Genomic DNA, 24344 nt, shown 5'->3' on the forward strand with positions numbered 1-24344 from the left:
ACCCCCTAAAATTACTTACCCTTAAATTACTCAATAAACTCCACAAATGGAGGATAAGGACCTCTTTTATTTTTGTTTTCTTCCTTAGTTTTAATTTGATTTGTATATGTATTTTTCTCCTCAAGCTCTAAATTTATATCCCTTTCTACTTTACTCTTTATTTCCATAGATGAATATTCTTCAGGTTTTGAAGGTATTAATCTAAATATGAGAATAACTATAAATATGGCTATACTGATTATGAGCAATATTCTATCTAAATCTTTCATCTCCAACTCTCCACCCACGAATCTATAGTTATCCATCTCTGTGTTTGAGGATTACCTTCTTGAATTGTTCTATTTGTAGTAGGGAAGTATGGAGGAGCATAACCAGTACGCATTCTATAATCATACCAGAAATCTCTACCATAACCTGTTTTCGGTATAGGATTACCGTTACTATCTGTAGAAAATGTACCAAATGCTCCGTACCTCTTTGATATAATTCCGCCAAGTAAATGTACATAACCTGCAGGAGATCTTGTATTGTAGTTCATTACTTGAACAACTCCATTTGGTGACATTAATACTCCGTGAATATTCGGATCAATAAGAGGTGAACCATCTGGATTTTTAGTATCAATCCATATATTTCCATTTTGTGCTAAAAGTCCAAGGACATTAATTGCATTAGGATTATTTCTTGGATCATCTTCATAAATAAGATTATTTGTAATAGTAATTGTGTATGTTGCAATAACAGATAATCTTTGATCTTTTTGAATTAACCCTTTTATACTTGTTATGTTTCCATCCACATATATGACTCCATTTGGAACTTTATTTATTACAATAGTATTATTCCCTATTTTTACATAAGTTTTATTATTTTCAAGATCAATGGTAAAAACATACGTATTACTCCCTTGAGTTATAGTATAAACCGCTCTTCCTGATGAATCTTTGCCAAATTCTATACTTGCATCTCCTTTTACGTATATACCGCCTCCATTTGCAATTGTAATAGTATATACACCATCTGGAGGAGGATTGTTGTTAATAGGAAGACCTAAGTAGCTTCTAACGACAGAGTATGTTGGAGAATAAGTCGGAAAAACATCGCCAGGGAAATATGATAGTGCTGCGTAAAGCTGAGTATATGTTGTAGGTGGAAGATCAATTTTGCTTGCACCTCTTATAAAGCCTTGTGCAAAGAACGGAACATCTCTTGGAGGATTACTATCTGCAGCAAGTCTTTTAATATTACCACCATTATAAAACAAAGCAGTTGTTGCATATGATGTTACTATATCAAAAAATTGTGGGGTATAAGCAAAAGCAAATTCACCATTGGTGTGAACTGGCCCATAAAATCTTGTTCTATCTGTAAACCATACCGTTGTTCCGTCAGTCATTTGGTGTAAATCTGTAAATAAAGCAAATCTTGCAAAATTTTCTCTTCGTAAAACTCCCTCAATTTTACCAGTAACAGTAACTGTTAGAGTAACTAAAGGTGAAAAATTTACTTTCCTACCTGTACATACAATGGTGTAATTATATGTATAGGTTATATAATCGGTAACTCCACCTCTAACGCTTGCTGAATAAGCAGATAAAGTAAAAGAGTAACTGTTTAAAGAATATACTGTGGTAGGATCTACCTGAGCAGTATTTGTATATATAAATTGAATGGTATTTATAAAATTTGGATTTGATGAAGATAGTATACTTCTCATTCTATCTTCTGTAATTTCAGAAACTTTAAGTTTACCTATTTCTTCTTTCAAGTAATATCTTGCAGTAGTTAAAATACTTTTAATTCCTATTTGAGTGGCATATAAAACCTGATCTCTTGCTTGATTTCTCCGTGTGAAATAGGATTGCTCAATAGGGAGATTTAGAAGCAAGGCTATAAGCGCGGTTACAAAAATAGCAAGAGTTAAAGCTGTTATTAAACTTATATCCCCCTTTTCCCTCTCCCTTTTTTTAGTTATCATACTCTCTACTCCCTTTATTTATAATTTCTTCTTTTAAATAATTATACCCCAAAAATTGCTATATTATAACAAACTTTTGGGTTTTTATTAAATAACTAACACAAATTTTTTATCATAAAATAACTTTACATAATATATATTATCGGAAGTAAAAATAAAAATAGAAAAATTCAGATAAAAATTTCCCTTAACCCCCTTTACAAAAAATATTTTGTATGATAATATTTCTGACTAAACACATAAAATCAAAGGCGATGAAGAGGAGTAGTATGTAGACTTGCATCTTTTACAGAGAGCCAGGAGTTGGTGCGACCTGGTGTTGCTGTCTACAGAACTCGCCTCGGAGCTTGAAGTCTGAAACTTTTAGTAGGATTTCACGTATCTCTGCGTTAAAGAGAAGAGAGGCCTTAAGTATAATTATCTTAAGGCAATAAAGGTGGTACCGTGGGAGCTTCTCATCCTTATTGTGGTTGAGAAGCTTTTATTTTAAGAAAGGAGGTAAAAATATCATGCAGATGACAGTAGCTGAAGCAATAATAAAATATATGCAGGAAGAAGAAGGGGTTGAAATATTATTTGGTTATCCAGGTGGTGCTGTTATAGGTTTTTATGATGCATTATATAATTCTACTCTTAAGCATGTATTAGTAAGACATGAACAAGGTGCAGCTCACGCTGCTGATGGTTATGCAAGATCCACAGGCAAAGTAGGTGTATGTGTGGCTACTTCTGGCCCAGGAGCTACCAATTTAGTGACAGGTATAGCAACAGCATATATGGATTCTACTCCTATCGTGGCTATAACTGGACAGGTAAGAACTTCTGCTATAGGGAAAGATTCATTTCAAGAGGTAGATACCCGTGGTATAACCATGCCAATTACTAAACATAATTATCTATTGAAAGATCCAAGTGAGGCACTAAGGATAATTAAAGAGGCTTTTTATATAGCAAAAACAGGTAGAAAAGGTCCTGTTTTAATTGATATTCCAGCAGATGTATTTTCTTCAAAAATTGAATACTCTGTTCCTGCCAAAGTAGAGCTTCTTGGATATCGTCCTAATTGTGAACCACATCCATTACAATTAAGAAAAGCAGCTCAATTAATAAAAGAGTCAGAAAGACCAATTATACTAGCAGGTGGTGGAGTAATATCTTCGGATGCTTCTACAGAGCTTATTAAATTTGCAGAAAAAATTAATACACCTGTAGTAACCACATTAATGGGAAAAGGCTCTATACCAGAAGATCATGAGTTATGTTGTGGGTTTATAGGGATGCATGGGGCTGCTTATGCAAATTATGCTATAAATGAAAGTGATCTTATTATTGCTATAGGAGTAAGATTTAGTGATAGATCCACAGGAAAAGTAGAAACCTTTGCTCCACATGCTAAGATAATTCATATAGATATAGATCCAGCTGAAATTGGTAAAAATGTTTCTGTTGATATACCTGTTGTGGCAGATGCTAAAAGAGCTTTAGAGAAATTGTACGAGATAGTAGAGCCAAAAGATAATCCTATCTGGTGGGAAAAGATTAAGGAATGGAAGACTAAGTATCCTTTAAGATATAGATGGTATGATGACGAGATAGTACCCCAGTATGTAATTGAAAAAATCTATGAAAAAACCAAAGGAGAAGCTATAGTAGTCACAGAAGTAGGACAAAATCAAATGTGGGCTGCCCAGTTTTATAAAGTAAAAAGACCCAGACAATTTATTACTTCTGGGGGCTTAGGAACGATGGGATTTGGATTTCCAGCCTCAATAGGAGCCAAAATAGCAAATAAAGATAAAATTGTTATTGATATAGCAGGTGATGGAAGTATACAGATGAATATTCAGGAATTAGCTACTGCTTCAGCAGAGAAACTACCTGTTAAGATCTTTGTTTTAAATAATAGCTGTCTTGGTATGGTCAGGCAGTGGCAAGAACTTTTTTATAGCAAGAGATATGCATGTACATTATTAGATGTAGCTCCTGATTTTGAAAAATTAGCAGACGCATATGGAGCCTATGGGAGAAAAGTTACTAAAATTGATGAACTAGAAGATGCTATTGAGTGGGCACTGAATATAAACGATGCTCCAGTAATAGTAGATATTAAAGTAAAAAGGGAAGCTAATGTCTTTCCTATGATCCCAGCCGGTGGTTCTATTGATAAAATGATGATTGATTAAAGGAGGCGAATGATTTATGCAACATACTTTATCATTAATTGTAGAAAATAAGCCTGGAGTATTAGCAAGAATTGCAGGACTCTTTAGTAGAAGAGGTTATAATATAGAGAGTTTAGCAGTTAATACCACAGAAACTCCTAATCTTTCACGTATTACATTAGTAGTAAATGGAGATGAAAAGGTATTAGAGCAAATAACAAAGCAAGCTTACAAACTGATAGAAGTTATTAAAGTTAATGATTTTACAAGTGTTCCTGTTGTAGAAAGAGAACTCGCTTTAATAAGAGTTAAATCAGATGCATCAACTCGTAGGGCTATTATAGATTTAGTTGAAATATTTAGGGCAAGTATAGTTGATGTTAGTGATAAAGATCTTATTATTGAAGTTACTGGAGATAGCGAGAAAATAGATGCCTTTAAGAAGAATTTGGAACCATATGGAATTAAGGAAATGGTACGTACTGGAAAAATCGTTATGGAGAGAGGACTAAAATTATAATAATTTTAATATGAGGAGGTTCTACTATGGCAAAGGTTTATCATGATTCAGATGTTAGTTTAGATATAATTAAAGGTAAAACTATTGTTATTATTGGCTATGGTAGTCAAGGTCGTGCCCATGCCAGAAATTTGAAGGACAGTGGACTCAACGTTATAGTGGGAGCAAGACCTAACGGTGAATCATGGAAAAGAGCTGTAGAGGAAGGTATGAACGTAGAAAAAATAGAGGATGCTGTACAAAAAGCCGATATAATGATGTTTTTAATTCCAGATACAGAACAACCACATATCTATAATAATCAAGTAATGCCATATTTAAAACCAAATCAAGCTTTAGGATTTGCTCACGGATTTAATATACATTTTTCTCAAATAGTTCCACCACCCTTTGTTGATGTATTTATGGTAGCTCCTAAAGGGCCTGGACCTCTTGTAAGAGATTTATATGTAGAAGGTAAAGGAGTACCTGCATTGTTTGCTGTATATCAGGATTATTCTCAAAAAGCCAAAGAAATTGCTCTTGCTTACGCAAAGGGTATCGGAGCTACAAGAGCAGGAGTAATAGAGACTACCTTTAAGGAAGAAACAGAAACAGACCTTTTTGGAGAACAAGTAATATTATGTGGTGGAGTTACTGCGTTAATTAAGGCTGGATTTGAGACTCTTGTTGAAGCAGGTTATCAGCCAGAAGTTGCTTATTATGAGTGTTTACATGAGATGAAGCTTATTGTGGATCTTATAAATCAAGGTGGTATAAGCTTTATGAGAAAAGCTATCTCAGATACAGCTAAGTATGGTGATATAACAAGAGGTCCAAGGATTGTTAATGAAGAAACTAAAAAAGAGATGAAAAAGATATTGTATGAAATTCAAAGTGGACAATTCGCAAAGGAATGGATACTTGAAAATCAAGTAGGAAGACCAGTTTTTAATGCTCTATTGAAAAAGGATGAGGAACATCTAATAGAAAAGGTTGGAAAAATCTTAAGAGAAATGATGCCTTGGTTAAAGAAAAAGTAATTAATTTAAGGTGGTGAGTTTTTATGTCAAAGGTATACATCTTTGATACAACTTTGAGGGATGGAGAACAAACTCCTGGAGTTAACTTAAATAAGGAAGAGAAATTAGAAATAGCAAAACAACTTGCTAAGCTTAATGTGGATATCATTGAAGCTGGATTTCCAATTGCATCTCCTGGAGAATTTGAGGCTGTAAAGAATATAGCAGATAATGTAAGAGGGCCTATTATTGCTGCTCTTGCAAGAGCTATTCCTTTAGATATTGATAGAGCATGGGAAGCTATAAAAGGAGCAGAATCTCCAAGGATTCATACCTTTATTGCCACTTCTGATATACATATTGAGAAAAAACTAAGAAAAACAAGAGATGAGGTTCTTGAACAAGCTGTTTCAGCTGTTAAATATGCAAAAAGACATTGTAGTGATGTGGAGTTTTCAGCAGAAGATGCAGTTAGAAGTGATTTTAATTTTCTATGTAAAGTGTTTGAAGCTGTTATAGAGGCTGGAGCAACCGTCATAAATGTACCTGATACAGTTGGTTATGCTTTACCCTGGGAATTTGGTGATCTTATTAAGAGGCTGAAAGAAAATGTAAAAAATATAGATAAAGTTATAGTTAGTGTACATTGCCATAATGATTTAGGGCTTGCTACTGCTAATTCTCTATCTGCAATAATAAATGGAGCAGAACAAGTAGAATGTACAATAAATGGATTGGGTGAAAGAGCTGGAAATGCAGCCATGGAAGAAATTATTATGGCAATAAAAGTCAGAAGACTTCCTTATGAAGTGGATATTAATACTCAGGAAATATATAAAACAAGCAAATTAGTAAGTACTCTAACAGGTATTCCTATTCAGCCTAATAAAGCAGTAGTTGGAGAAAATGCCTTTGCTCATGAATCAGGTATCCATCAACATGGAATAATTCAAGATCCAACTACTTATGAAATTATTGATCCTAAAATGATAGGTATACCTGAAAGTAGAATAGTCCTTGGTAAACATTCAGGCAAACATGCTTTTGAAAAGAGATTACAAGAATTAGGTTATAATTTGTCAGCAGATCAATTGGAGGAAGCTTTTAAGAAGTTCAAAGAATTGGCTGATAAAAAGAAGGAAATTACAGACAGGGATATTGAGGCAATAGTATCTAATCAAATGAGACTTATACCTGAATTTTATAAGTTAGAACATCTTCAAGTAGTGAGCGGAATAGGAATAGTACCAACTGCAACTGTAATTATTGCAGAAGATGGCGAAACAATAAAATCTGTAGAGATAGGAAATGGTCCAGTAGACGCTGTTTATAAAGCTATATCAAAGGCAGTAAAAATACAACATAATCTCGAAGATTTCTCATTAAAGTCTATTACTGGTGGTACTGATGCTTTAGGAGAAGCAGTAGTAAAGATATCAGATAAAGACGGAAACTTTTATGTTGGTAGGGCATCAAGTACTGACATAGTAGAAGCAAGTGCAAAAGCTTATTTAAGGGCTATTAATCAAATGATTATGTTTAGAGGTAAAGATTAACAGAATAAGTTTCGTAAAAAAGGAGGCTTTTAGATAAATGGGAATGACAATAACAGAAAAAATATTAGCAGATCATTCTGGAAGAGAGGAAGTATATCCAGGAGAATTAATTTTTGCAAAACTTGATTTTATTCTTGCCAATGATATTACAGGCCCACTTGCAATTAAAGAATTTGAAAAAATTGGGGCAGAAAAGGTATTTGATTCTGAAAGAATTGCTTTAATTCCAGACCATTCTACACCTAACAAAGATATAAAGTCAGCTATGCAAAGTAAAATTTTAAGAGATTTTGCAAAAAAACATAATATAAAATACTATTACGAGGTCGGTAGAGTTGGAATTGAACATGCTTTACTCCCTGAGGAAGGTTTAGTATTACCAGGTGATTGTATTATTGGAGCTGATTCTCATACATGTACCTACGGAGCATTAGGAGCCTTTTCAACAGGTGTAGGCAGTACTGATTTTGCTTATGCTATGGCAACTGGAGAAATATGGTTTAAAGTTCCAGAAAGTTTAAAATTTGTTTATTATGGAAAATTACCACAGTGGGTAACTGGAAAAGATCTAATACTACAAACAATAGGATATATAGGAGTTGATGGTGCAAGATATAAAGCAATGGAATTTACAGGTGAGATCATTAGAACTCTTCCTATGTCTGATAGGCTTACCATATGCAATATGGCTATTGAAGCAGGAGCAAAAAACGGAATAATAGAACCCGATGAAATCACATTAGAGTATATAAAAGGAAGAGCAAAAAGAGAGTATAAATTCTATAAAAGCGATTCTGATGCTAATTACAAAGAAATCTATGAATGGGATGTAAGTAAGTGGGAGCCAGTTGTGGCTTTTCCTCATTTACCAAGTAATGTAAAGCCGATTTCTTCAATAAGTAAAGACATTTATATAGATCAAGTCTATATAGGGTCATGTACTAATGGTAGAATCGAAGACTTAAAGATGGCAGCTAAGATTTTAAAAGGGCATAAAGTACATCCTGATGTTAGACTTATAGTAACACCTGCCACACCGCGTATATATATGGATGCATTAAGAGAAGGCTTAATAGAAATATTTTTAGAAGCTGGAGCTTCAATAACACCACCAAGTTGTGGACCGTGTTTAGGAGGACATTTGGGAGTATTGGCAGATGGCGAGAGAGCTGTAGCAACAACTAATAGGAATTTTGTTGGTAGAATGGGTCATCCTAAAAGTGAAGTATATTTAGCTAATCCCGCAGTAGCAGCTGCTTCTGCTATTCTTGGAAGAATAGCTGCTCCGTGGGAAGTGGAGGTGGAAGAGTAATGATGGTTTTCAGAGGGTTTGCATTAAAATATGGAGACAATATTGATACCGATGTAATTATCCCTGCAAGGTACTTAAATACAACCGATCCAAAGGAACTTTCTGAACATTGTATGGAAGATCTTGATTTGGACTTTAAAAATAAAGTAAAAGAAAAAAATATATTAGTAGTAGGAGAAAATTTTGGCTGTGGCTCTTCAAGGGAACACGCACCTATTGCAATTAAAGCTTCTGGAGTTCAATGTATAATAGCAAAATCCTTTGCTCGTATATTTTATAGAAATGCTATAAATATTGGCTTACCAATATTGGAGGTGCCAGAAGCAGCTGATAAAATAAAAGAAGGGGATGAAATAGAAGTAGATTTTGACAATGGAATTGTAAAGAACATAACAACGGAGGAGACTTTTAAAACATTCCCCTTCCCTCCCCTTATTCAAGAAATAATTAAAAAAGGTGGTCTAATTAATTTTGCTAAAGAAAGAATTGAAGGAGGGAAATAATGAAGCTTAAGATAGCAGTACTTCCTGGTGATGGCATAGGTCCTGAAGTAGTTAAGCAAGCTATTAAGGTTATTAAAACTATTGAGAAAAAATATGGGCATAATATTGAATTGTTAGAGGGCATTGTTGGAGGAGAAGCAATTGATAAATATGGAGATCCTTTGCCTGATGAGACATGGAAATTATGTGAAGAAAGCGATGCTATACTACTTGGAGCTGTAGGTGGACCTAAGTGGGACAATCTTCCGGGTGAAAAACGTCCTGAAAAAGCTCTTTTAAAACTTAGAGGTGGCTTTAATCTTTTTGCTAATATTAGGCCAATTAAAGTATTTGAAAAACTTTCATTTTCATCTACTATAAAACCAGAGGTTTTAAAGGGAGTAGATTTTGTAATAGTTAGAGAGCTTACCGGAGGACTATATTTTGGAAAACCCAAAGAGATAAGGGTTGAAAATGGAGAAGAGATGGCTATAGATACTATGACATATAAAGCTTCTGAAATAAGAAGAATTGCCCATGTTGCTTTTAAAATGGCTCAAAAAAGAAATAAAAAAGTTACATCAGTAGATAAAGCGAATATATTGGAATGTTCAAGGTTATGGAGAAAGATTGTGGATGAGGTAAGTAAAGAATACAAGGATGTGAACTTAGAGCATATGTACGTAGATAATTGTGCCATGCAGATTGTAAGAAATCCTAAACAGTTTGATGTGATTCTTACTGAAAATACTTTTGGAGACATTTTAAGTGATGAGGCAGCAGTAATTACAGGCTCAATAGGAATGTTACCTTCAGCAAGTTTAGGGGAAGGGACAAAAAGTTTATATGAGCCCATTCATGGTACAGCTCCAGATATTGCAGGAAAAAATATAGCAAATCCTTTGGCAACAATTCTTTCTGTGGCTATGATGTTCCGTTATTCTTTTGACTTAGAAAAAGAAGCGAAGGATATAGAAAATGCAGTGGATAGAGTAATTGATATTGGATACTTTACACAAGATTTATTTATAGGAAATCCCTACGCAAAGCAATTAGTAAGTACAGAAGAAATGGGTGATTTAGTTTGTAAGATAATTGAGGGAGGTGCTTAGTAATTCATGACAAAAATCTTTTTATATGATACTACCTTAAGAGATGGAGCTCAAAGTGAAAGAATTTCTTTTTCTTTAGAAGATAAAATTAGAATAGCTCAAAGACTTGACGAATTTGGTTTTGATTACATAGAAGGAGGATGGCCAGGTTCTAATCCTAAGGATTTAAATTTTTTCAAAAGAATTAAAGAAATACCACTTAAAAAAGCCAAGATAGCAGCCTTTGGGAGCACAAGAAGGGCCCAGGTAACACCGGAGGATGATGCTAATTTAAAATCTCTTTTAGAAAGCGAAACACCTGTGGTTACAATTTTTGGAAAGACATGGGATCTTCATGTTATAGAAGTTTTGAAAACCACTTTAGATAATAATCTTAAAATGATATATGATTCAGTTAAATATCTAAAAAGTCATAATAAAGAAGTAATATATGATGCTGAACATTTCTTTGATGGCTTCAAGTCTGACCCGGAATATGCTTTAGCTACATTAGATGCTGCAGTCGAAGGAGGAGCTGATTGGATTGTATTAGCTGATACAAATGGTGGTACACTACCATGGGAAGTAGAAGAAATTATGAAAAAAGTAAAAGAGAGAATAAAGGTTCCTTTAGGTATTCATACACACAACGATAGTGGTGTTGCAGTTGCTAATTCAGTAATAGCAGTTAGAGAAGGAGCTACACAAGTTCAAGGAACTATAAATGGATATGGGGAAAGATGTGGAAATTCAAATCTATGTACAATAATTCCAATTCTTCAATTAAAAATGGGATATGAGGTGATTCCAGAAGAGAAATTAGCTCAGCTTACAGATTTAGCTAATTGGGTTTCTGAAGTAGCAAATCTTCCTCCTGATCCTACTGCTCCTTTTGTTGGAAGAAGTGCTTTTGCTCACAAAGGTGGAGTACATGTAAATGCTGTGTTAAAAAATCCCAAGTCTTACGAACATATTGATCCATCAAAAGTAGGAAATAAAAGAAGATTTCTCATATCTGAACTTTCAGGTACAAGTACGATAGTATCAAAAGTAAAAGAATTAAATATTGATATTGATAGAGATTCACCTCTCGCAAAAATGATATTAGAACAAATTACCCATCTTGAAAATGAGGGCTACTATTTTGAAGGCGCAGAAGCATCATTTGAGCTTTTAGTAAGACATGCCTTAGGGCAAGAAACTAAATTATTTGATCTAATAGGATTGAGAGTTATTATAGAGAAAATTGGAGATAAAGGTGAAACTATTACTGAAGCAACATTAAAACTAAAAGTCGGAGATAATGTGGTTCATGTTGCAGCCGATGGTGATGGTCCTGTACACGCATTAGATCAAGCATTGAGAAAAGCTCTTATTGAGTTCTACCCAGAGTTAAAAAACATCCATCTTTCAGATTTCAAAGTCAGAGTACTTAATGGAGGTGCAGGTACTGCAGCAAAGGTAAGAGTATTAATTGATTCTTCTAATTCTAAAGGGGACACTTGGAGTACTGTGGGAGTTTCAACTAATATTATCGAAGCAAGTTGGGAAGCATTAGTCCAGAGTATAGAATATGGAATTCTAAAAATGCGGGAGATTTAAATCTCCCGCACCCCATCTGAGATATTTAGTAATAGAATTCCTGGGTCAAAACCAAATTTTTCTCTATAGCTCTTAGAAATGTTATCAGACCATTTATCTAATGTGTCTTGATGAACTAAATTTACTGTTGATCCCCCAAAACCGCCACCTGTCATTCTCGATGCAAATGCACCATATTCTAAGGCTTTTTCTACTAAAAAATCTAATTCTTCACAAGTAACCTCATAGAGATACTTTAAACTTAAATGGGAATCTAACATATATTTAGGAAGACTTTCCCAATTATCCCTTTTGATATCATTAACAAAATCAACAACCCTTTTATTTTCGTTATAAACATGAGCTACTCTTTCTTTTAATGGTGAAGGCAAGAATTCTTGTGATATTTTAAAAGTTTCATCATTTAAGTCTCTAAGTGAATTTATAGGAAGATATTTCCTAAGAATTTTTAAGGCTTCCTCCCCTTCTCTTCTCCTTGTAGAATATCCTTCACCAGCAATAGAATGCTTAATTTTTGTATCAACCACAACTAATTTTAAATTTCTCTTATTTAGATCAAAAGGTACATTCTCAAAATCCAAAGTTAATGTATCAATAAATAAGGCTGTATTTTCTTTACCAAAAGTAGCGATAAACTGGTCCATAATACCACATGGTGCACCCACAAAATTATTTTCAGCTCTTTGAGATAATTTAGCAATCTCTTTTTTATCTATCCCAAGATTAAAATAAGTATTCATTCCAAAAGCTACAGCAACTTCATAGGCTGCAGAACTTGAAAGTCCAGATCCCATTGGTATATCGCCATATATTAATGCGTCAAAATAAGGTATTTTACCTTTCAGTTTTATAATTTCATTGATAACCCCTTTTAAATAATTTATCCAAAGTTTTTCGGGATTATATTTGAGAGAGTTAAAGTCAAATTCATAAAGTTCTTTAAAATTGTCCGAATATATTCTAAATTTATTGAGATTATTTTCCTTAATGCAAAAATAAAAATATCTATCAATACTTACTGGTAACACAAATCCATAATGATAATCAGTATGTTCGCCTATGAGATTTACTCTTCCCGGAGCTCTAAAAATTCTAAATCCTTCTATATGGCCAAAAATCCTCTTAATGGTTTCATTAAGCATCTTTAAAGCCTCCTTATAACATACCTCATAAGTTCAGCAGATTCTTCTGGAGGTAAAGGGTTTATGAAAGTTCCGGCACCAGACTCTACTCCTGCTAAATATTTTATTTTGTCTTTTGATCTATGTAGAGAATAAAATTCTATATGAAAATGATAATTAGGAAACTCACCTTTTACAGGTTTCTGATGAAAAACCATCATATAGGAAAAATTAAAGCCATATACATTATCATAGGCTTTTGTGATTTTCTGAATTATTTCAGCAAGATATATTTTTTCAGCATATGTCATCTCTGGAAGAGATCCTAAATGTCTTTTAGAGTATATATGTAATTCAAAGGGATATCTTCCATAAAAGGGCACAAAAGCTACAAAATGTTTATTCTCATATACAACTCTTACTCCCTCACTAAGTTCTCTTTCTAGAATTGAACAAAAAAGACATTTATTCTTTTGATTGTAAAATTCATAGCTTGATATAATCTCTTTTTCTATAATTGGAGGAATATAAGGAAAAGCATATATTTGTCCATGCGGGTGGTGTAAACTTACACCTATAATTTCTCCTCTATTTTCAAATATAAAAACATATTTTATAAAATCCAGACTTCCTAAATCCTTGTATCTATCTTCCCAAACTAAAACTAACTTTTCTATTTGTTCTAAGGGCATTCTTGACATGGATGAATCATGCTCCATAGTATAAAGAACAACTTCACATACTCCTCTTCCCCCTTCTAATTTATACAAATCATCTTCCCAAGGTATAATATCAGGAGTTTCTTTTGTTAAGGATGGATATCTATTTTCGAAAACTGCTATATCAAAAGGTTTTGGAATCTCTACACCTCCATAGCATAGTGGACATACATTTCTTGCTGGAAGAACAGGTCTTTCTTGGACCTTCTCAGCCACAATTACCCATTCTTTTAAAAATGGATGCCACCTAAGTTCACTGCTCATCCTTAATCTCTCCCTCTAATTCAAAATCGTAATAATACATAAGCCTCCCATCTTCTTTTGTTTCTACCTTTTTAATCATTTTCCATTTCCTCATAAATGATTCCTCCTAAGAAATAGTATTACACAAATTTTAGACTGATTTTAGCAAAAATTCAACAAATATAAAACTCCCCAATAGATTATGTGGACTCTAATTCTAATAACGGGTACTATATTTAAGAAGAGTAGGTTTTAATAAGATTTTCCGATTCTTTTTTAACCCATTCAATAAGGCTAAACAGTTCATCAATGTTGTCAATGTTATTTTTTCCTTTCCATTTTTCCATAAGTTCCATTATTAAAGGAACAATTTGAGGAAATCTTATTTTTCCATTTATAAAATATGAAACAAATATTTCATCAGAAATTGCAAGAATTGCAGGATATATATCACCGCTTTTTACCACATTATAAAGATATCTGATAATAGGGAACTTGTCATCATCAACTGGATAAAATTCAAGTATTAAATTTTGTAAGTTTAATTTTTCCCATTTATAAATTGGTCCTTCAGGATAAAAAAGAGCATATTGAATTGCATACCTCATATCAGGAGGTGAAAGATATGCCATCATACTACCATCTAATAATTCAATGATTCCATGAACAATACTCTGTGGATGTATAACAACTTTAATATTTTCATACGGTACATTAAAAAGATAATGAGCTTCCACAATTTCTAAGGCTTTATTAACCAGATTTGCAGAATCAATAGTAGTTTTTTTCCCCATTTTCCATCGGGGATGTTTCAATACATCCTCTATTTTTGCATTTTCAATATCTTTTTTGTCATTTTTAAAGAAAGGTCCTCCTGATGCTGTTAATATAATATTCTCTATATGGATCCTATTTTTAATAAGCTGGAATATAGCACTGTGTTCACTATCTACAGGTATTATTTCTGATTTTGTATTTTTTAACCACTCTTTAATAAATTTTCCTGCAGTAACGATTACTTCTTTTGTGGCTAAGGCAATTTTTTTATTATTTAAAATTGCTTTTTGAGTAGGGTAAATAGCCTCTATCCCCGAAATAGCCATAACAATCAATTCTGCTTCGCTTAAAGACGCTAAAATTTCTAAACCTTCTCTTCCATAATAAACTTTAGGAGAATAATTTAAATTTGGTAACTTTACTGATTTATTATAAATAGAGATATAGGGAGGTTTAAATTCTTCTATTACATCTTGTAATAATGATATATTCTCCCTTACAGCTAACCCTAAAAGTTTAAACTTGTTTTTATGTTTTCTTATCACCTCTATAGTTTGTAAGCCTATTGATCCAGAGGCACCTAATATTACTATGTTTCTCATAATAATCGTAAGATAAACAACATGTAATAAGTAGTGGGTATTATAAAAAATAGACTATCAAATCTGTCTAAAATCCCACCATGACCTGGAAGTAACGAAGATGAGTCCTTTACCCCTATCTCTCTTTTTAACATTGATTCTACAAGATCTCCTAATTGTCCCATTATACCTAAGGATATTCCAAGAATTATAGGTAATAAATATTTTTCATAATAAATAGCCCCAAAAGCAAGAGATACTATAATTGATCCTATAATACCTGCAACAGTTCCTTCTATTGTTTTGTTAGGACTAATAGAAGGTGCTAATTTATGCTTACCAAAAAACTTACCTATAAAATATGCTGCTGAATCACTAACCCAAGTAACAAAAAGGGTATAATAAGTTAATACTTCACCTTGAGGAAGATTTCTCAATAACAAAAAGTAGCCCGACAAAAAAGGAATATAAAAGAAGCCTAAAAAGGTGAGTGATATTTCTATTATAGAATGCTCTTTTTTCAGTAATTCATATATAAGGATTGAAACTATAAGTAGAGGTAAGAAAATTCTCAGGGCCCATCTACTTTCGAGATAAAGAAAGGTTAAATATAAAAAACCAGCCATTATACCTTCTGTTTTTAGAGTTTTATAATTATTTTTCTCTAAAAGAGAATAAAATTCGTAAAGTCCTAAACATGCGACTAATACTACAAATATAAAAAAAGGTTGATCACCTACATGAACAATCCATAAAATTAAGGGAATTCCCCATAAGGCAGTAAAAATTCTTTTAAGCATTGTTATCTAAACCGCCAAATCTTCGTTTTCTTTTAGAAAACTCAATACAGGCTAATTTTAAATCTTCTTCGTTAAAATCAGGCCAATACTTTGGTGTAAACCATAACTCTGTATAAGCTAATTGCCACAAAAGAAAATTGCTTATCCTAAATTCTCCACTTGTTCTTATTAAAAGATCTGGATCGGGAATATCATAGGTTGAAAGAAAAGATGAAAAGGTGTTTTCATTTAAATCATCTAATGAGAATTTTTTAGATTTTACCTCATTTAAAATCTTTTTTACTGCCTCTAATATGTCCCACCTTCCACCATAGTTTAATGCTATTGTTAATATTCTATCCTTCCCGTTTTTAGTTTCTTCAATTACATATCTTATTCTTCTTTGTAAATAATCTGGTAAGGCTTCTATATTTCCTATAATCTTCAATCTAATATTGTTTTTAATTAATTTGTCTTTAAACTTATCAATGCTTTCATCCAGAAGTTTCATTAGACCTTCTACTTCTTCTCTTGGTCTTTTCCAGTTTTCTGTAGAAAAGGCAAAAAAGGTTAAATATTTTATCCCCCAATTAAATGCAGTTTCAGATATTCTTTCAACAACCAAAGCACCTTCTTTATGCCCCATCAATCTTGGAAGATTTCTTTCTTTCGCCCATCTTCCATTTCCATCCATTATAAAAGCTATATGATTTGGTAATTTATCTTTTGGAATCTCTATCATCTTTGATGTTTCTTATTTGATAATTTTCATATGATAATAAGAAATACCACTTCCCATTTACTCTTTTTTCAGCAACTATTCTCAAATCTCCAAAGGCTTCGCATGGTGCATCTAAATAGTTTAAGTCAAAAATTATATTTTCTTTGCCAATTTCTCTTTCTATTTCTTCATATTTTCTTCCTAAATAACTCATAGACTTAAACTTCCATAATCTCTTTTTCTTTTATTTTTATGAGTTTCTCAATTTCATCTATGAATTTGTTAGTTAGTTTTTGCAGTTCTTCTTGCAGGCGAAAAAATTCATCTTCTGATATTTTTCCTTCTTGTTTTTCTTTTTTAAATATCTCTAAATAATCTCTTCTAATATTTCTTATGGCTACACGTCCATTTTCTGCCTCTTTGTGTACTACTTTAACAAGTTCTTTTCTTCTCTCCTCAGTAAGTGGTGGAAATACAACCTTTATTGCCTGACCATCGTTTTGTGGGGTCAATCCAAGATCAGATTTTAATATAGCCTTTTCTATTTCTCCTAAAATACTTTTATCCCATGGCTGAATAATAACTACTCTTCCTTCTGCCACTTTAAGACTCGCTACTTGGTTTAATGGCATAAGATTCCCATAATATGAAACCTTTATTTCATCAAATATTCCTACAGAAGGTTTACCTGTTCTTATACCTTGAAATTCTTTTTTTACAACCTCTACTGCCTTTTTCATTTTATCTTCTATTTCTTTAAAATGCTCTTTACCCATCTTCTCCCCCCTTATCGGATATAATTTCAACCTCTCCTATATAGGTTCCTACTTTTTCTCCTAATATTACTCTTCTAAGATTCCCTCGCTCGGACATATTGAATACAATTATAGGTATTTTATTATCCATACACAAAGAAACTGCTGTTGCATCTAAAACTTGCAATCTTAATTTAAGAAATTCAATCGGTTCTATGGAATCAAATTTTTCAGCATCAGGATACTTTAATGGATCTTTATTATAAACCCCGTCAACTTTTGTTTCTTTTAGAATAACTTCTGCTTTAATTTCAGCTGCCCTTAAAGCAGCAGCAGTATCGGTAGAGAAAAAGGGATTTCCAGTTCCAGCTGCAAAAATTACTACTCTACCCTTCTCCAAATGTCTTATGGCTCTTCTTCTTATAAAAGGTTCAGCAATTTGTCTCATCTCAATTCCTGTTTGTACTCTTGTTACAACTCCAAGTTTTTCTAATGCATCCTGTAATGCAAGAGCATTTATAGTTGTGGCTAACATTCCCATATAATCAGCAGTGACCCGATCTATTCCTAAAGTTCTACTTTCTCTGCCCCTAAAAAAGTTTCCTCCTCCTACAACGACACCTATTTCTACCCCTAAATCGTGAACTTCTTTTATGTCTTCCGCAATATTTTTAATGCTCTCAGGATCTAAACCAAAACTTTGAGCTCCACTGAACGATTCTCCGCTTATTTTTAAAAGTATTCTTTTATATTTAGGTTCCATACACTTACTCTTCTCCTACAACAAACCTGGCAAATCTTCTCACCACTATATTTTCTCCCAGTTTTGATATGGCCTCAGTTATTAAATCCTTTACTTTTATTTCAGGATTTCTTACAAAGGGTTGCTCTAATAGACACACTTCTTCATAAAACTTTTCAAGTTTTCCTTCTATTATTTTTTCAATCACTTGGTCAGGTTTTCCTTCATTCTTAAGCTGAGTTCTATATATTTCTTTTTCTTTTTCAATAATCTCTTGAGGAACATCTTCTTTACTTACATATTGGGGGTTCATTCCTGCAATCTGGAGAGCTATTTCTTTTGCTAACCTTCTAAATTCATCTGTTCTTGCTACAAAGTCTGTTTCACAGTTTATTTCTACTAAAACTCCAAGTTTTTCTCCCGTATGTATATATGCCTCTATAATCCCTTCTTTTGCTATCCTTCCAGCTTTTTTAGCAGCCTTTATAACACCCTTTTCCCTCAATATGGTAACTGCTTTTTCCATATCTCCATTAGCTTCCTCCAAGGCTCTCTTAGCCTCCATTACTCCTGCTCCTGTTCTTTCTCTTAATTCCTTTATCATTTCAATAGTTATTTCCATCTTTATTCAACCTCCTATTTTTAATTAATTATTCTGAAATTTCTGATTGAAGATCTTCTTCTTTGAACTCAAGAGAAAACTCTTTTTCTCTTAGATCTCTACCCTCTATAATAGCGTCTGCTATTTTTGAAGTGATAAGTTTTATAGATCTTATTGCGTCATCATTTCCTGGAATTGGATATGTAATTAATTCAGGATCACAATTAGTATCCACAATGGCAACAATAGGTATACCCAACCTATTTGCTTCTTTTACAGCAATTTCTTCTCTTTTGGGGTCAACTATATACAATACATCTGGAACTCTCTCTATACCTCTTAAACCATCAAATATTTTTACAAGTTTTTCTAATTCTCTGTTTAATCTTGATGCTTGTTTTTTAGGTAGCTTTTCAAAATAACCATTATTCTTCAGCTCTTCTAATTTTATCATATAGTCAATCCTTGCCTTTATAGTAGTAAAATTAGTTAACATACCTCCAAGCCATCTTTGTGTAACATAAAACGCTCCACATCTTTTTGCTTCTTCTTCAATGGTCTGTTGAGCTTGCTTTTTTGTTCCCACAAAAAGAAAAGTTTTACCTTCTTTTGCTTGTTCTTTTACAAACTCATAAGCTTCTTCAAGTTTTACAAGTGTTTTTTGAAGATCAATAATGTGGATACCATTTCTCTCAGAAAATATGTATTCTTTCATTTTTGGACACCATCTTTTTGTCTGGTGTCCGAAATGAACTCCTGCTTCTAAGAGCTGTTTCATTAATACGTGTGCCATTGTAACACCTCCATATTTTGGTTTTTTCCTCCCCTTCCTTCTTCTTCTCTTGGAACTTCTCCTAAATGAGAAGCACCCCCAAGAGAATCTGGAAGGGTGAGTTCTCAAATCATTTAAAAAGGAGTATATCACGAAGTGATTTGGTTTACAAGACTATTTAAAGAAATTTTTATTTATGGTATACTTTGTTTAAAGTTTCTTTAAAAGAATGGGAGTTGTATTAAGATTGAACTACAATCTACCAATATATATAGTAAGAATATTGAAAAAGGATGAGAATATTAATAGATATGATATTCCTGTGGTTGCTATTGGAAATGCTCGGGAAATTTTAATACTTTGTCAAAAGATATTGGCTCCAAAACTCAGTTTGTCAGAATTTTTTCAAATATACAAAAAACAGGCAGAAGATAGAGGGATAAGTACTAAAAATTTAGAAATAAACACTTTCTTAAAGATCTTAGCTTTTTTGAATGTTATAGAAATATATGAAATACCAAAAGAAATATTTAGTAATGATGGTTAAAATAAGCTAAAATTTTTAATTATTTTATTGCTTTTTATAGTGATTTAATGTATACTTAAATAAAGTTTGTTAAAAGAGAAAGTTTAAGGAAGAAAAAGTGGGAACTCCCACTTTTTCTTTTTAATAAGGTAAAAGAAAATGAAAGATCAAATATATATGGAATTCATTAAAAAACTAAGAAGTATCGTGGAGCCTGTCTGCGAGAGATACTATTTTGAACTTGTAGATTTAGAATATCAAAGAGAATCTCGTGGATGGGTACTAAGGGTATTTGTTGATAAAGTAGGAGGTGTCACAGTAGAGGACTGTGCTTATATAAGTGAAAAAATAAGCAAGGAACTTGATATCCACGATCCAATTCCACATTCATATGTGCTTGAAGTTTCATCTCCCGGTTTAGATAGACCATTAAAGAAAAGGCGAGATTTTGATAGACATATTGGCGAAAAAGTAAATATTTTACTTTTAGAAAATATTGAGGGGAGAAGGAAGGTTGAAGGAAAAATTATAAATACCGATGAAGAAAATGTAATAATAGAAGTTGATGGTAGATTTATTCATATTCCTTTCTCCAAAATAAAAAAAGCAAAGTTGATTGTAGAATTTTGAGGAGGATGATAATTTATGAGATTAGGTGAAGATTTCTGGGTTGTTTTAGAACAGATTATTAAAGAGAAAAAATTAGATAAAGCTGTAGTTATAGAGGCTTTAAGAAAAGCCTTGCTTTCAGCTTTTAAGAAAGCTTATGGTACAAGCAAAGGTGCACGTGTAGAGATAGATGTAAATAGGCAAGAAATAAGAATTTATGTGGTAAAGAGAGTGGTTGAAAAGGTATTAGATCCAATTTCAGAAATTACACTTGATGAGACAGAGGCCTTAAAACCTGATGTAAAATTAGGAGATGAAATAGAAATAGAAGTGGAACCTCAAGAATTTGGGCGTATAGCTGTTCAAGTTGCAAAACAGGTTATTATGCAAAGTTTGAAAGAAGCCGAAAGGAAAATTTTATATGATAAATATAAAGCTAAAGAGGGAGAATTAGTTAATGGTACTGTGGTAAGAATAGAAAGAGGAAATGTTTATGTAAGATTTCCTGATATTGAGGCAGTGTTACCTGTAAAAGAACAGATTCCAGGAGAAGAATATTGGATAGGAAGAAGGTTAAGAGCTTACCTTTTGGAAGTAAGAAAGACCACAAAAGATCCCTTAGTAATATTATCACGAAGCCATCCTGGATTTTTAAAAAGGCTTTTTGAATTGGAAGTGCCTGAGATTAAAGAAGGAACTGTAGAAATTGTGAGCATAGCAAGAGAACCAGGTTTAAGATCGAAGGTTGCTGTTTATTCTCATTATCCTGAAATAGATCCAATTGGTGCTTGTATTGGGTTTAAGGGAGTTAGAATACAAAATATTATAAATGAGCTTAATGGAGAGAAAATTGATATAGTATTATGGAGTAAAGATCCAGCGGAATTTGTTGCAAGAAGTTTAAGTCCTGCTAAACCCGTATCAGTAGAAATAAAGGAAGATGAACATAAAGCTGTTGTTATAGTGCCTCCTGATCAATTCTCTTTAGCTATAGGTAAAGAAGGTCAAAATGTAAGATTAGCTGTAAAACTTACATCATGGAGGATTGATGTAAGGACTCCGGAAGAATATTCTAAAGAAAAAGATAATAAGGAAATAGAGAAGGTGGTAGAAAAAAATGAATAAGCATGTGCCTAGAAGAACATGTATAGGTTGCGGAGAGAAAAAGCCCAAAAGAGAGCTTTTGAGAATTTTTAGAGATGAAGATAATAATATAAGTTTTGATCCTACTGGTAAAGCTTCGGGTAGAGGTGCATATTTATGTCCAAAGATGGAATGTTTAGAATTGGCTTTCAAGAAAAGAGCATTTTCACATGCTTTAAGATGTGAGGTTTCTTTCGGAACATTACATAAACTTAAAGAAGAATTACAAAACGAAATTTCTCGTCGGGGGGAGATAAAGTAATGAAAAAGAGAATATATGAATTAAGTAAAGAACTGGGTATAGAAAGTAAAGACTTGTTAAAGATTCTTAGTGATTTAGGAGTTAATGCAAAGTCAGCATTAAATGTAATAGATGAAGAAGTGGAAGAGATTATAAAGGAACTTGTTACAGGAAAGAGTAAAGTAGAAAATCCCCCCACTATCTCAGAGGCTATTCAAGTTGAAGAAATAAAGGAAGATCAAAAATTAATAGAGACAAAATCTCAAAAAACAGAGGAAAACGAGCAAATAACTGTTAAAGAAAGGGAAAAGGTATTAATAATACAAGGAAGTATGAGGGTAAAAGATGTTGCTGATGCTCTCTCCGTATCCCCTACAGAGTTAATAATGGAACTTTTAAATATGAAAATATTAGCCAACGTGAATCAACTTTTAGATCCAGATGTTATTAAGAAACTTGCTAGTAAACATGGATATAAAGTAGAAGAGGAAAAACCTCAAGCAATAGTTAAGAAAGTCCAATTAACACCTGAGGAAGAAGCAAGACTAAAACCAAGACCACCTGTTGTGGTAGTAATGGGACACGTGGATCATGGTAAAACTACCCTCTTAGATGCTATTAGACAGACAAAGGTAGCAGAAAAAGAATATGGTGGAATAACTCAACATATTGGAGCGTCAATGGTAGAACATAATGGAAGAAAAATTGTCTTTTTAGATACTCCTGGTCATGAGGCCTTTACAGCTTTAAGGGCAAGAGGTGCTCAAGTTACAGATATAGCTGTACTTGTGGTAGCTGCTGATGATGGTGTTATGCCTCAAACAGTTGAAGCAATCAATCATGCCAAAGCAGCTAATGTACCTATTATTGTGGCTATAAATAAGATTGACAAACCTGATGCAAACCCTGAAAGAGTAAAACAACAATTATCTGAATACGGCCTTATTCCAGAAGAATGGGGTGGAGATACCATAATGGTGCCTATCTCTGCCATAAGGAAACAAGGCATCGAACAATTATTAGAAATGATCTTACTTATGACAGATATCTTAGAATTAAAGGCTGACCCTGATAAGCCTGCCAAAGGAACAATTATTGAAACAAAAATAGATAAAGGTAAAGGACCTGTGGCAACAGTAATAATTCAAGAAGGAACCCTCAGATTAAGGGATGTTTTTGTGGCTGGTGAGGTTATGGGACGTGTTAGAACAATGGTTGATGATAAGGGTAGATCTCTAAAGGAGGCCTATCCTTCTTGGCCTGTTGAAATTTCAGGATTTGAAGAGTTGCCACAAGCTGGAGATATTCTTGAAGTTGTACCTAATGAAACAGTTGCTGAAGAGATTTTAGAGGAAAGAAAGAAAAAGAAGGAAACATCTAATATAGAAGTGGTAGGACTTGGTGAAAAAGTTTTACCATTAATTGTGAAAGCTGATACTCAAGGTTCTTTAGAGGCTATTTTACAAACTATAGACAAACTTCCAACAGAGGATATAACTGTTAAAATAATACATTCAGGTGTAGGGGGAATAACAGAAAGTGATGTCATGTTGGCCTCTGCCTCTAAAGGTATGATTATAGGTTTTAACGTAAGACCAGATTCAAGGGCTCAAGAAGCTATTGCGAAAGAAAAAGTAATTGCTAAAACATACAGAATTATATATGAAATAATAGATGATTTACAGAATTATATCAAAGGGTTAAAAGCCCCTCAGATCAAGGAAGTAATTATAGGAAGAGGTGAAGTGAAAGCTACGTTTAATGTTCCCAAGGTTGGTACTGTGGCAGGAGTATATGTTAGAGAAGGTAAAATTCAAAGAAACGCAAAGGTTAGACTAATAAGAGACGGTGTAGTTATATATGATGGAAAGATAGCCTCTTTGAAGAGGTTTAAAGAGGATGTCACAGAGGTTCTTACAAATTTCGAATGTGGAGTAGGTTTAGAGAACTTTGGAGATATAAAACCAGGAGATATTTTGGAAATATATACCGTTCAACAAGTTCAGTAATTTATGTTAATAGGAGTATGTAGAGTTATTTTATCGATTCCAGAAAGTTTCTCCCTTAAGGAAAAAAGGAGAGTAAAGAGAAGTATTGTGGACAAAATAAGGACAAGATTTAATGTTTCTATAGCTGAGGTAGACTCTCAAGAAATATGGAACGAACTTGTCTTAGGAATAAGTATTGTATCTACGGAGTCAAAACATATATATCAAATATTATCAGATGTTATAAAATTGTTAGAAGAACAAAAAGACACAGAAATAGTAGATTATGAAATAGAAATTTTGTAAATTACTAGGAGTGATG

26 protein-coding genes and 1 other annotated feature are annotated in these 24344 nt (G+C 33.0%); of the genes, 14 read left to right on the forward strand and 12 right to left on the reverse strand.

The genetic code is table 11. The features are described 5' to 3' along the window. Positions 1–26 precede the first annotated feature (26 nt). A complete protein-coding gene (locus ACY3JO_RS06475) occupies positions 27–269 on the reverse strand; it encodes a hypothetical protein (RefSeq protein ID WP_463084209.1) in 243 nt (80 codons plus the stop codon). Then, entirely contained in the window at positions 266–1978 is a 1713-nt protein-coding gene (locus ACY3JO_RS06480; RefSeq protein ID WP_463084210.1) for a DUF4900 domain-containing protein, read from the reverse strand. The genes ACY3JO_RS06475 and ACY3JO_RS06480 overlap by 4 nt, the downstream gene beginning before the upstream one ends. Positions 1979–2223: 245 nt before the next feature. Continuing rightward, positions 2224–2444, forward strand: a binding site (T-box leader). A 43-nt stretch (positions 2445–2487) separates the two neighbouring features. Between ACY3JO_RS06480 and ilvB the strand changes: the two genes are divergently transcribed. From ilvB to cimA, 8 genes are read left to right on the forward strand one after another with little or no spacing between them, the layout of a single operon-like run. After that, positions 2488–4161: a biosynthetic-type acetolactate synthase large subunit gene (gene ilvB / locus ACY3JO_RS06485; protein WP_463084211.1), complete on the forward strand. Its 1674-nt coding sequence runs from the start codon at positions 2488–2490 to the stop codon at positions 4159–4161. Positions 4162–4177: 16 nt separating this feature from the next. Continuing rightward, a complete protein-coding gene (gene ilvN, locus ACY3JO_RS06490; protein WP_463084212.1) occupies positions 4178–4660 on the forward strand; it encodes an acetolactate synthase small subunit in 483 nt (160 codons plus the stop codon). A gap of 26 nt (positions 4661–4686) precedes the next feature. After that, positions 4687–5682, forward strand: a complete 996-nt coding sequence (gene ilvC, locus ACY3JO_RS06495; protein WP_463084213.1) for a ketol-acid reductoisomerase — start codon at positions 4687–4689, stop codon at positions 5680–5682. Between the two features lie 23 nt (positions 5683–5705). Then, the gene (locus ACY3JO_RS06500; RefSeq protein WP_463084214.1) at positions 5706–7217 is read left to right on the forward strand and encodes a 2-isopropylmalate synthase; all 1512 of its coding nucleotides are present in this window, start codon (positions 5706–5708) and stop codon (positions 7215–7217) included. A gap of 37 nt (positions 7218–7254) precedes the next feature. Next, positions 7255–8529, forward strand: a complete 1275-nt coding sequence (gene leuC, locus ACY3JO_RS06505; RefSeq protein ID WP_463084215.1) for a 3-isopropylmalate dehydratase large subunit — start codon at positions 7255–7257, stop codon at positions 8527–8529. A 2-nt stretch (positions 8530–8531) separates the two neighbouring features. After that, positions 8532–9032, forward strand: coding sequence for a 3-isopropylmalate dehydratase small subunit (gene leuD, locus ACY3JO_RS06510; protein ID WP_463085659.1), 501 nt, complete (start codon positions 8532–8534; stop codon positions 9030–9032). Next, positions 9032–10123, forward strand: a complete 1092-nt coding sequence (leuB, locus tag ACY3JO_RS06515) for a 3-isopropylmalate dehydrogenase (RefSeq protein ID WP_463084216.1) — start codon at positions 9032–9034, stop codon at positions 10121–10123. Before leuD ends, leuB begins: the two co-directional genes overlap by 1 nt. A 6-nt stretch (positions 10124–10129) precedes the next feature. Further along, positions 10130–11704, forward strand: coding sequence for a citramalate synthase (gene cimA / locus ACY3JO_RS06520; protein ID WP_463084217.1), 1575 nt, complete (start codon positions 10130–10132; stop codon positions 11702–11704). On the opposite strand, the gene galK is transcribed toward cimA, so the two are convergent. The 10 genes from galK to rpsB form a co-directional block, all read right to left on the reverse strand. After that, positions 11701–12846 (reverse strand): galactokinase, encoded by a 1146-nt coding sequence (gene galK, locus ACY3JO_RS06525; protein WP_463084218.1) that lies wholly within the window; start codon positions 12844–12846, stop codon positions 11701–11703. The genes cimA and galK overlap by 4 nt on opposite strands. A gap of 2 nt (positions 12847–12848) precedes the next feature. Then, positions 12849–13808: a galactose-1-phosphate uridylyltransferase gene (galT, locus tag ACY3JO_RS06530; protein WP_463084219.1), complete on the reverse strand. Its 960-nt coding sequence runs from the start codon at positions 13806–13808 to the stop codon at positions 12849–12851. A gap of 215 nt (positions 13809–14023) precedes the next feature. Then, positions 14024–15166, reverse strand: a complete 1143-nt coding sequence (gene dxr, locus ACY3JO_RS06535) for a 1-deoxy-D-xylulose-5-phosphate reductoisomerase (RefSeq protein WP_463084220.1) — start codon at positions 15164–15166, stop codon at positions 14024–14026. Continuing rightward, positions 15163–15945 (reverse strand): phosphatidate cytidylyltransferase, encoded by a 783-nt coding sequence (locus ACY3JO_RS06540; protein ID WP_463084221.1) that lies wholly within the window; start codon positions 15943–15945, stop codon positions 15163–15165. Before ACY3JO_RS06540 ends, dxr begins: the two co-directional genes overlap by 4 nt. Next, positions 15938–16666, reverse strand: coding sequence for an isoprenyl transferase (locus ACY3JO_RS06545; RefSeq protein WP_463084222.1), 729 nt, complete (start codon positions 16664–16666; stop codon positions 15938–15940). Before ACY3JO_RS06545 ends, ACY3JO_RS06540 begins: the two co-directional genes overlap by 8 nt. Continuing rightward, positions 16644–16859: a hypothetical protein gene (locus tag ACY3JO_RS06550; protein ID WP_463084223.1), complete on the reverse strand. Its 216-nt coding sequence runs from the start codon at positions 16857–16859 to the stop codon at positions 16644–16646. The genes ACY3JO_RS06545 and ACY3JO_RS06550 overlap by 23 nt, the downstream gene beginning before the upstream one ends. 4 nt (positions 16860–16863) lie before the next feature. Continuing rightward, positions 16864–17421, reverse strand: coding sequence for a ribosome recycling factor (gene frr / locus ACY3JO_RS06555; protein ID WP_463084224.1), 558 nt, complete (start codon positions 17419–17421; stop codon positions 16864–16866). Further along, positions 17414–18163, reverse strand: coding sequence for a UMP kinase (pyrH, locus tag ACY3JO_RS06560; RefSeq protein ID WP_463084225.1), 750 nt, complete (start codon positions 18161–18163; stop codon positions 17414–17416). The genes frr and pyrH overlap by 8 nt, the downstream gene beginning before the upstream one ends. Positions 18164–18167: 4 nt before the next feature. Next, positions 18168–18764, reverse strand: coding sequence for a translation elongation factor Ts (gene tsf / locus ACY3JO_RS06565; protein ID WP_463084226.1), 597 nt, complete (start codon positions 18762–18764; stop codon positions 18168–18170). A 28-nt stretch (positions 18765–18792) separates the two neighbouring features. Further along, the gene (rpsB, locus tag ACY3JO_RS06570; RefSeq protein ID WP_463084227.1) at positions 18793–19536 is read right to left on the reverse strand and encodes a 30S ribosomal protein S2; all 744 of its coding nucleotides are present in this window, start codon (positions 19534–19536) and stop codon (positions 18793–18795) included. A gap of 226 nt (positions 19537–19762) precedes the next feature. Here rpsB and ACY3JO_RS06575 point away from each other — a divergent pair, with 226 nt between their 5' ends. From ACY3JO_RS06575 to ACY3JO_RS06600, 6 genes are all read left to right on the forward strand, one after another. After that, positions 19763–20062, forward strand: a complete 300-nt coding sequence (locus ACY3JO_RS06575) for a hypothetical protein (RefSeq protein WP_463084228.1) — start codon at positions 19763–19765, stop codon at positions 20060–20062. Between the two features lie 138 nt (positions 20063–20200). Next, entirely contained in the window at positions 20201–20671 is a 471-nt protein-coding gene (locus ACY3JO_RS06580) for a ribosome maturation factor RimP (protein WP_463084229.1), read from the forward strand. 15 nt (positions 20672–20686) lie between these two features. Beyond that, the gene (gene nusA / locus ACY3JO_RS06585; protein WP_463084230.1) at positions 20687–21775 is read left to right on the forward strand and encodes a transcription termination factor NusA; all 1089 of its coding nucleotides are present in this window, start codon (positions 20687–20689) and stop codon (positions 21773–21775) included. Further along, entirely contained in the window at positions 21768–22055 is a 288-nt protein-coding gene (gene rnpM / locus ACY3JO_RS06590) for an RNase P modulator RnpM (RefSeq protein WP_463084231.1), read from the forward strand. The genes nusA and rnpM overlap by 8 nt, the downstream gene beginning before the upstream one ends. Further along, positions 22055–24043 (forward strand): translation initiation factor IF-2, encoded by a 1989-nt coding sequence (gene infB / locus ACY3JO_RS06595; RefSeq protein ID WP_463084232.1) that lies wholly within the window; start codon positions 22055–22057, stop codon positions 24041–24043. The genes rnpM and infB overlap by 1 nt, the downstream gene beginning before the upstream one ends. A gap of 3 nt (positions 24044–24046) precedes the next feature. Further along, positions 24047–24328: a DUF503 domain-containing protein gene (locus ACY3JO_RS06600; protein WP_463084233.1), complete on the forward strand. Its 282-nt coding sequence runs from the start codon at positions 24047–24049 to the stop codon at positions 24326–24328. Positions 24329–24344 lie beyond the last annotated feature (16 nt).

The organism is Dictyoglomus sp. LHC4 (assembly GCF_055181355.1).

Excerpts from the sequence above, each read along its gene's own strand:
- cimA (WP_463084217.1), top strand. The coding sequence starts at position 10,130 with ATGACAAAAATCTTTTTATATGATACTACCTTAAGAGATGGAGCTCAA.
- rnpM (WP_463084231.1), top strand. The coding sequence starts at position 21,768 with ATGAATAAGCATGTGCCTAGAAGAACATGTATAGGTTGCGGAGAGAAA.
- ilvN (WP_463084212.1), top strand. The coding sequence starts at position 4,178 with ATGCAACATACTTTATCATTAATTGTAGAAAATAAGCCTGGAGTATTA.
- rpsB (WP_463084227.1), bottom strand. The coding sequence starts at position 19,536 with ATGGCACACGTATTAATGAAACAGCTCTTAGAAGCAGGAGTTCATTTC.
- ilvC (WP_463084213.1), top strand. The coding sequence starts at position 4,687 with ATGGCAAAGGTTTATCATGATTCAGATGTTAGTTTAGATATAATTAAA.
- dxr (WP_463084220.1), bottom strand. The coding sequence starts at position 15,166 with ATGAGAAACATAGTAATATTAGGTGCCTCTGGATCAATAGGCTTACAA.
- nusA (WP_463084230.1), top strand. The coding sequence starts at position 20,687 with ATGAGATTAGGTGAAGATTTCTGGGTTGTTTTAGAACAGATTATTAAA.
- galT (WP_463084219.1), bottom strand. The coding sequence starts at position 13,808 with ATGAGCAGTGAACTTAGGTGGCATCCATTTTTAAAAGAATGGGTAATT.
- tsf (WP_463084226.1), bottom strand. The coding sequence starts at position 18,764 with ATGGAAATAACTATTGAAATGATAAAGGAATTAAGAGAAAGAACAGGA.
- ACY3JO_RS06500 (WP_463084214.1), top strand. The coding sequence starts at position 5,706 with ATGTCAAAGGTATACATCTTTGATACAACTTTGAGGGATGGAGAACAA.
- infB (WP_463084232.1), top strand. The coding sequence starts at position 22,055 with ATGAAAAAGAGAATATATGAATTAAGTAAAGAACTGGGTATAGAAAGT.
- ACY3JO_RS06480 (WP_463084210.1), bottom strand. The coding sequence starts at position 1,978 with ATGATAACTAAAAAAAGGGAGAGGGAAAAGGGGGATATAAGTTTAATA.
- leuB (WP_463084216.1), top strand. The coding sequence starts at position 9,032 with ATGAAGCTTAAGATAGCAGTACTTCCTGGTGATGGCATAGGTCCTGAA.
- ACY3JO_RS06580 (WP_463084229.1), top strand. The coding sequence starts at position 20,201 with ATGAAAGATCAAATATATATGGAATTCATTAAAAAACTAAGAAGTATC.
- ACY3JO_RS06550 (WP_463084223.1), bottom strand. The coding sequence starts at position 16,859 with ATGAGTTATTTAGGAAGAAAATATGAAGAAATAGAAAGAGAAATTGGC.
- ilvB (WP_463084211.1), top strand. The coding sequence starts at position 2,488 with ATGCAGATGACAGTAGCTGAAGCAATAATAAAATATATGCAGGAAGAA.
- leuD (WP_463085659.1), top strand. The coding sequence starts at position 8,532 with ATGGTTTTCAGAGGGTTTGCATTAAAATATGGAGACAATATTGATACC.
- leuC (WP_463084215.1), top strand. The coding sequence starts at position 7,255 with ATGGGAATGACAATAACAGAAAAAATATTAGCAGATCATTCTGGAAGA.
- pyrH (WP_463084225.1), bottom strand. The coding sequence starts at position 18,163 with ATGGAACCTAAATATAAAAGAATACTTTTAAAAATAAGCGGAGAATCG.
- ACY3JO_RS06600 (WP_463084233.1), top strand. The coding sequence starts at position 24,047 with ATGTTAATAGGAGTATGTAGAGTTATTTTATCGATTCCAGAAAGTTTC.
- galK (WP_463084218.1), bottom strand. The coding sequence starts at position 12,846 with ATGCTTAATGAAACCATTAAGAGGATTTTTGGCCATATAGAAGGATTT.
- ACY3JO_RS06475 (WP_463084209.1), bottom strand. The coding sequence starts at position 269 with ATGAAAGATTTAGATAGAATATTGCTCATAATCAGTATAGCCATATTT.
- ACY3JO_RS06540 (WP_463084221.1), bottom strand. The coding sequence starts at position 15,945 with ATGCTTAAAAGAATTTTTACTGCCTTATGGGGAATTCCCTTAATTTTA.
- frr (WP_463084224.1), bottom strand. The coding sequence starts at position 17,421 with ATGGGTAAAGAGCATTTTAAAGAAATAGAAGATAAAATGAAAAAGGCA.
- ACY3JO_RS06545 (WP_463084222.1), bottom strand. The coding sequence starts at position 16,666 with ATGATAGAGATTCCAAAAGATAAATTACCAAATCATATAGCTTTTATA.